6 protein-coding genes are annotated in these 6,712 nt (G+C 62.1%); 3 read left to right on the top strand and 3 right to left on the bottom strand.

Going from position 1 to position 6,712, the window contains the following annotated elements:
• Both VFU66_RS02475 and VFU66_RS02470 read left to right on the top strand, forming a co-directional pair.
• On the top strand, positions 1 to 1,162 hold a 1,162-nt coding region (locus VFU66_RS02475), incomplete at its 5' end, for an acyl-CoA carboxylase subunit beta (RefSeq protein ID WP_326444649.1).
• Between the two features lie 11 nt (positions 1,163 to 1,173).
• Entirely contained in the window at positions 1,174 to 1,524 is a 351-nt protein-coding gene (locus tag VFU66_RS02470) for a cupin domain-containing protein (protein ID WP_326444648.1), read from the top strand.
• Here the strand turns inward: VFU66_RS02470 and VFU66_RS02465 are convergent.
• A complete protein-coding gene (locus tag VFU66_RS02465) occupies positions 1,514 to 1,885 on the bottom strand; it encodes a carboxypeptidase-like regulatory domain-containing protein (RefSeq protein WP_326444647.1) in 372 nt (123 codons plus the stop codon). The genes VFU66_RS02470 and VFU66_RS02465 overlap by 11 nt on opposite strands.
• Positions 1,886 to 1,921: 36 nt before the next feature.
• A complete protein-coding gene (locus VFU66_RS02460; protein ID WP_326444646.1) occupies positions 1,922 to 2,119 on the bottom strand; it encodes a hypothetical protein in 198 nt (65 codons plus the stop codon).
• A gap of 162 nt (positions 2,120 to 2,281) precedes the next feature.
• On the opposite strand from VFU66_RS02460, the gene VFU66_RS02455 reads away from it, so the two are divergent.
• Positions 2,282 to 3,796: a M28 family metallopeptidase gene (locus VFU66_RS02455; protein WP_326444645.1), complete on the top strand. Its 1,515-nt coding sequence runs from the start codon at positions 2,282 to 2,284 to the stop codon at positions 3,794 to 3,796.
• A gap of 97 nt (positions 3,797 to 3,893) precedes the next feature.
• Here VFU66_RS02455 and VFU66_RS02450 read toward each other — a convergent pair whose 3' ends face one another.
• Positions 3,894 to 6,446: a beta-glucosidase H gene (locus VFU66_RS02450; RefSeq protein WP_326444644.1), complete on the bottom strand. Its 2,553-nt coding sequence runs from the start codon at positions 6,444 to 6,446 to the stop codon at positions 3,894 to 3,896.
• Between the last annotated feature and the right edge of the window lie 266 nt (positions 6,447 to 6,712).

Genomic DNA, 6,712 nt, shown 5'->3' with positions numbered 1-6,712 from the left:
ACGCAACACGCTCTCAAGCGGCGTCATTCCGCAAATATCCGCCATCATGGGGCCGTGCGCAGGCGGCGCGGTCTACTCGCCCGCCATCACCGACTTCACCGTCATGACCGAGAAGACCAGCTACATGTTCGTCACCGGGCCTGACGTCATCAAGACCGTCACGCACGAGGACGTAACCAAGGCCGAGCTGGGCGGCGCCGTAACGCACAACGAGATCTCCGGCGTTGCGCACTTCATGGCGCACGACGACCAGGAGTGCCTCGCCACCATCCGCGAACTCATCGGCTTCATTCCATCGAACAACCTCGACGACCCGCCGCGCCGCGCTACCACAGACGACCCCGCGCGCGCCGACTCCGCGCTCGACACCATCATCCCCGCCGAGAGCAACCAACCCTACGACATGGTCGAGGTCATCCGCCGCGTCGTGGACGAAGGCTATCTCTTTCAAGTGCACGAACACTACGCGCGCAACATCGTCGTCGGCTTCGCGCGCATGGCGGGCCGCCCGGTCGGCATCGTGGCCAATCAGCCTGCAGTGCTGGCGGGAGTGCTCGACATCAACGCCAGCGTCAAGGGCGCGCGCTTCGTGCGTTTCTGCGACGCCTTCAATATTCCGCTCATCACCTTTGAAGACGTGCCCGGCTTCATGCCCGGCGTGCAGCAGGAGCACGGCGGCATCATCCGCCACGGCGCGAAGCTGCTCTACGCCTTTGCCGAGGCCACCGTGCCCAAGCTCACCGTCATCACGCGCAAGGCCTACGGCGGAGCCTACTGCGTCATGAGTTCCAAACATCTGCGCACCGACTGGAACATCGCCTGGCCCACCGCTGAGATCGCTGTCATGGGTCCGGAGGGCGCGGTCAACATCGTCTACAAGCGCGAGCTGGATGCAGTCGTCCGCCGCGCACAGGCCGTCATGCCGCAGGGCGTTTCACTCACCGAAGAACAAAAACTCGAAGTGCTTGCCGAAGCACGCAAGGAAAAAGTGGAAGAGTTCCGCGAGCGATTCGCCAACCCCTACGTCGCCGCCGAGCGCGGCTACATCGACGCCGTCATCCGTCCCAGCGAGACACGCCGCCACCTCAACACCGCACTCGACATGCTCGCCACCAAGCGCGAAAAGAATCCCGCAAAAAAGCATGGCAATATCCCGCTGTAACCCTGCGAACTATGGCAACGATCGACACCAACACAGCCGAACACTACAACTGGGGCGAGGACTGCGACGGCTGGCATCTCGTCCGCGCGCCTGAACTCAGCATCATCGAAGAGCGGATGCCGCCCGGCGCAAGCGAGGTCCGCCATTACCATGCGCACGCGCGCCAGTTCTTCTATGTGCTCGAAGGCGAGTTGCACATGGAGATCGACGGGGACAACCACACACTGAGCACAGGCCAAGGCATTGAGATTGCTCCGGGCCAAACGCATCAGGCCATCAACCGCAGCGGCTCGCCGGTGCGCTTTCTTGTCACCAGCCAGCCGTCGAGTCACGGCGACCGCATCCTGAATCCTACTTGTTGATCTTCAGGTCGATATAAAACTGGTTCTTGCTGTCGAAGGAGCTGATCGTCTTCGTGCCGCTCTTCTTGCCGTCGCTCGTCGCCCAGAGTTCGTAGTCGGTGTTCTGGGCGAGCTGGCCGAAGCGGTAGCTGCCGTCGTCGTCCGCGATGGCGCTCTTGACCGCCAGCGTGTGGTCATCCTTCAGATAGACCACGGCGCCCTTAATCGGAGCATCGGACCGGTCAACAACCTTGCCCTGCACCGTGCGCTGTGACTGGGCAAACACCGGCCTCTGCGCAGCCATCCCAAGGGCTGCGACGGCGGCCATGGCAAGGACTGCTTTACCGGCAACGGAACGGAGCGGGAACGAGATGCGCTTCATAGACATAAGTATACGTCTACCCAGGGGCAGGCGCAGCTACTCGTCATCCTCCCCGACAAAGCGCACGGTTTCCTCGTCGTCGTAGCCGGCCTCGACTGCCGCCAGCTCCACCGGATCGACCGACACCACTTCCAGCTCAACGCCGCACTCATCGCACTGCAGCGTCTCACCTTCCTCGATCTCGTCCTCATCGACCGCGATGGGGTTATCGCATTCTGGACAAACAACTGCCATTGTTTCCAGGCCTCCACGGTTTCCCGGTCCGCCGGCCGTCTTTCAGGATGGTGGTACGGCACCTGCGGACGTGGGAAACTTATTTTTATTTAGCGGCCATCCTGCCCTTTCGTCAAGCTACGATTGTCTCTGCTTCCGGGTTTCCACAGAAGGAGAATTTTCGTGACCATTGGACGTTACGTTTTTCGCTGCGTGAGCCGACTTCCCGTATCGGGACTCCTGCTCAGTTTTCTGCTTGGCGGCAGCTTTGTCTACGGCCAGGCCGCGCCAGCCGGACAGCCGCTCCCGCCTGCCACCGCTGACCCGGCCATCGCCCATGCGCTCGAGCAGGTCTCACCAGCCGATGTCCGCGCAACCATTGAAAAGCTGGTCAGCTTCAACAACCGCAGCACGCTCTCCAGCATGGAGAGCAACCTCCCGCCCAACACCGGCGTCTCTGCCGCCGCCGACTGGATCGAGTCCCGATTCAAGGAGATCTCGGCAGCCTGCGGCGGCTGTCTTCAGGTCAAACGCGACGACTTCGTCGAGCCGCCGCAGACCGGTCCCTATGCACGCATCCTGAAGCCCACGAAGATCACCAACGTCTATGCCATCCTGCGCGGCACGGACCCGGCACAGGCGGCCCGCATGGTGCTCGTCACCGGTCACTACGACTCGCGCAACTCCGACAACTTCAACACGCGCGACGCCGCTCCCGGAGCCAACGACGACGCCAGCGGCGTGGCCGTCTCCATCGAGTGCGCAAACGTGCTCTCAAAGCTCAGGTTCCCCGCCACCATCGTCTTCGTCGCGGTCGCGGGAGAGGAGCAAGGACTCAACGGCAGCGCCCATCTCGCCAAACTGGCAAAGTCCGAACACTGGCAGCTAGAGGCCGTGCTGAACAACGACATCGTTGGCGGAGACACCACGCCCGCCGACCCGCTCCAGGACAAAACCGCCGTCCGCGTCTTCTCCGAAGGCATCCCCAGCGACGCGACACCGCAGCAGATCAGTTCCATCCGCTCGCAGGGAGCCGAGAGCGATTCGCCCGCGCGTGAACTCGCTCGCGCCATCGCCGAAATCGGCGCAGCCTACTTCGCCCCCACCTCCGAGCGTCCGCCAGCAACGCCTGGACGCCCACGCAGCCAGCACATCCGCATGGTCCCCGCCTTTCATCCCGTGCTTATCTTCCGCCGCGACCGCTACCTGCGCGGCGGCGACCACATCAGCTTCAGCCTCGAAGGCTTCGCCGCCGTGCGCTTCACTGAGTGGCGCGAAAATTTCAACCACCAGCACCAGAACGTCCGCGTCGAGAACGGCATCCAGTACGGCGACCTGCCTCAGTTCGTTGACTTCAACTACGTAGCCAATGTCGCCCGCATCAACGCAGCCACCCTGGCCACGCTGGCCTCCGCTCCGGGCGAGCCGCAGAACGTCCACCGCGTCACCATCGAGCTTGACAACAACACCACACTCACCTGGGACCCACCCGCCGGGATGCCCGCCGGAGCCACCTACCAGATCGTCTGGCGCGACACCACCGCGCCACAATGGACAACAGTCCTCGACGCAGGCACAGCCACCAGCATCACCCTGCCCATCTCGAACGACAACGTCATCTTCGGTGTCCGCACCATCGACCGCGCAGGACATGCCAGTCCCGCCGTCCTGCCCACACCCGTGCGCACAAAAAGATGACCACAGATTTCACGGATAACAGCCAATCCGTGAAAGTCCGCGAAATCCGTGGTCCCTCTATCCGTGCAATCAGTGGTAATCGGTGTTAAGCCTGCGCTCAGAACTTCGCAGCGCCCGCGGCCTCCTTCGAGATCTCGACCGTGCCCTTCAGCGCAATGTCGGCCGACGAGTCTCCCACGCGGATGCCGAAGCTGCCCGGCGCAATGTGCCAGCCCTTCGCGTCCGTGTCGTAGTAGGCAAAGGCGCGGTCGTCGAGCTTGACCGTCACATGCTTCGTCTGGCCCGGCGCCAGCGAAACCTTCTCAAAGCCCTTCAGCTCTTCTTCCGGCCGAGGCACGCTCGAGTGCGTGTCCGAGACATACACCTGCGCGACTTCCTTGCCCGTGCGCTTGCCCGTATTCGTCACGTCGAACGAAACGGTAGCAGTTGCGCCCTCGGGCCGCACAGCCAGGTGCGAGAAGCGGAACGTCGTGTAGCTGAGTCCGAATCCAAACGGGTAAAGCGGCTCGACATGATTGTGCTGATAGCCGCGATAGCCAACGAAGATGCCCTCTCTGTACTCCACCTTGTTGGTACCCTCTTCCGGATAGTAGGTGTTGAACGTGGGGTTGTCCTCGGCGCGGCGCTCGAAGGTAGCAGGCAGGTGGCCGGAGGGATTCACGTCGCCGAAGAGGATTTTAGCCAGCGCCGTGCCACCGTCCTGACCGCCGTACCAGTTCTCCATGTAGACCGGCACCTTCGCAAGCCACGACTCGCTATCGACATTGCCGCCCGAAGTGACGGTGACGATCGTCTTCTTGTTGATGGCGGCCAGTGTGCGGATGAGCTGGTCCTGGCCGAACGGCAGGTCGAAGGTGCGATCGCTTCCCTCAGACTCCGATTCAGCATCGAAACCTGCGGCAATGACCACGACATCAGCCTTCGCTGCAAGCTTTTTCGCGCGCTCATCGACAATCTTGTTCTCATCAATGATGCCGAAGCGGATGCGTCCGCCCCAGCGAGTGCGATGCGCATCTTCAACGACGACCTTGTGCGGACCGGCAGAAAGGTGCAGCGTAAGATCCGGCTGGTAGGCACGCACCATCGTCCAGTTGTCGATAATCAGTTTGCCGTCAAGATAAACCCGATTGCCGTTGCCCTCGCTCGACCCCTGCATGGCGATGATGTAGTTGCCGTCCTGCGCTGCGACATAGTAGCCGGTCCAGCGGTGAGAGACCGCGTGTGCGCCGCCGGGCATCGCTTCGCCGGGCTGACCGGAGCTGTTGATGTGCTCGACGACGGCAGTGGTAGGTGTACCTGTGAGATCGAGGCTTGGGAAGGTCTCAAGCTTCAGCCCGGGTTCGCCGCCGTTCGCTTCGGTGACGAAGCTGGTATCGCGGGCAAGGTCGGTGAGCGTAGGCAGGCCTCGGTCATAATAGACCGTCGCGCCGGAACCAAGATAGGCGGTGAGACCTTCAAGAGTGCTGACTGTGCGGAACGGCTTGACGCCGGCGCTGCCGCCGCCCACAGGCACGCCGGGATATGCATCCGGCCCAACGACAAGAATCGATTTCGTCGCAGTCTTCGAGAGCGGAAGCAGGCCGCCCTCGTTCTTCAGCAGCACAAGCCCCTCCTCGGCAGTCTGAAGCGCGACTGCATTGTTCCGCTCGTCGCTGAGCGAGATGGAGTCGTCGAGCTGCGTGCGGTCAAGCCAGCCAAAGCGCGCCGCCGTATCGAGAATGTGGAACACTTTCTCGTCAATCGTCGCCTCAGAGACCTTGCCGCTCTCGACAGCCGAAGTCAGGTTCTTCGGGTTCATGAAGCGGCCGGTCGGCATCTCGATATCGAGTCCGCCGTTGGCCGCGGCAACGGCATCGTAGGTCGCATCCCAGTCCGACATCATCACACCGTCAAAGCCCCACTGCTTGCGGGCAATGTCGGTGTTGAAATATCCGTTCTGCGTCATGTGCTTGCCATTCACGAGGTTGTAGGAGTCCATGATCGCGCCCACATGCGCCTTGCGGACCGCGTCCTCGAAGCCCGGCAGATAGATCTCGCGCAGCGTCCGCTCGTCGATCACCGAGTCCGAGTCGTGGCGCAGATACTCATTGTTGTTGCCGAGAAAGTGCTTCACCGTCGAGCTGACACCCTCCGTCTGCATCCCCGTGATATATCCCACCGTGATGGCCCCGGTCAGGAACGGGTCTTCGCCGAAGTACTCGAAGTTGCGCCCATTACGCGGCGAACGGTAGATGTCGATGCCGGGGCCGAGCATGAAGTGGACACCACGTGCGCGCGCGTCGCGTCCAATGGCCTTGCCCACCTCGAATGCCAGGTCCCGGTTCCACGAAGCCGCGAGCCCAATGCCAATCGCGTAGGTCGTCGAGGGCAAACCAGCGTTACTGCGCACACCGTATGGGCCGTCGGACATCTCCAGCGCGGGCAGGCCAAGCGACGGCATGGCGCGCACCGCAAAGCCGGTGCCACCAATGTATTCGAGCTTCTGTTCGAGCGTCATCTTGTGGACAAGAGCGTTAACGCGGGCGCGAATCGCAGGAGAGTCGGGCTGAGGGGCCTGTGCAAGGGCGGCTGGTGCAGCGAGCAGCACAGCTGAGAGCAGGGCGATGCCTGCCTTCGCGCCAGCTCTCGATTTCGAGGTTCTCGGCAACATGTCGGGGCGGATCCTTTCCTTTTTGCTGAAGGTAATGGTCGCTGCTAAGACGAGCGTTTGTCTATAGCAGTTTTCCTGGAGGCATACTCTCGGCGACCTCTTCAGCCGCAAAGCCACCCTCGCTTTTTGTTGTCATTTCCGAAGGGAATCTGCGTTTCGCATTGCCACGCGCGGGGCTACACCTCTATGGAATATGCTCTCAGCGGCTCGTCCGCATGGTACATGCAGAATCAGTTGCGGGGTACAGTCGCGGGTCTACTGCGTCT

The sequence above is a fragment of the Edaphobacter sp. genome (assembly GCF_035763405.1).
Taxonomy (GTDB): Bacteria; Acidobacteriota; Terriglobia; order Terriglobales; family Acidobacteriaceae; genus Edaphobacter.
Note: the sequence above shows the minus strand (reverse complement) of the source record. Positions and strands in the feature narration are given on the sequence as shown.

Bases quoted from the DNA above. Each gene is read 5' to 3' on its own strand.
- VFU66_RS02450 (WP_326444644.1), bottom strand. From the start codon at position 6,446: ATGTTGCCGAGAACCTCGAAATCGAGAGCTGGCGCGAAGGCAGGCATC.
- VFU66_RS02465 (WP_326444647.1), bottom strand. From the start codon at position 1,885: ATGAAGCGCATCTCGTTCCCGCTCCGTTCCGTTGCCGGTAAAGCAGTC.
- VFU66_RS02470 (WP_326444648.1), top strand. From the start codon at position 1,174: ATGGCAACGATCGACACCAACACAGCCGAACACTACAACTGGGGCGAG.
- VFU66_RS02460 (WP_326444646.1), bottom strand. From the start codon at position 2,119: ATGGCAGTTGTTTGTCCAGAATGCGATAACCCCATCGCGGTCGATGAG.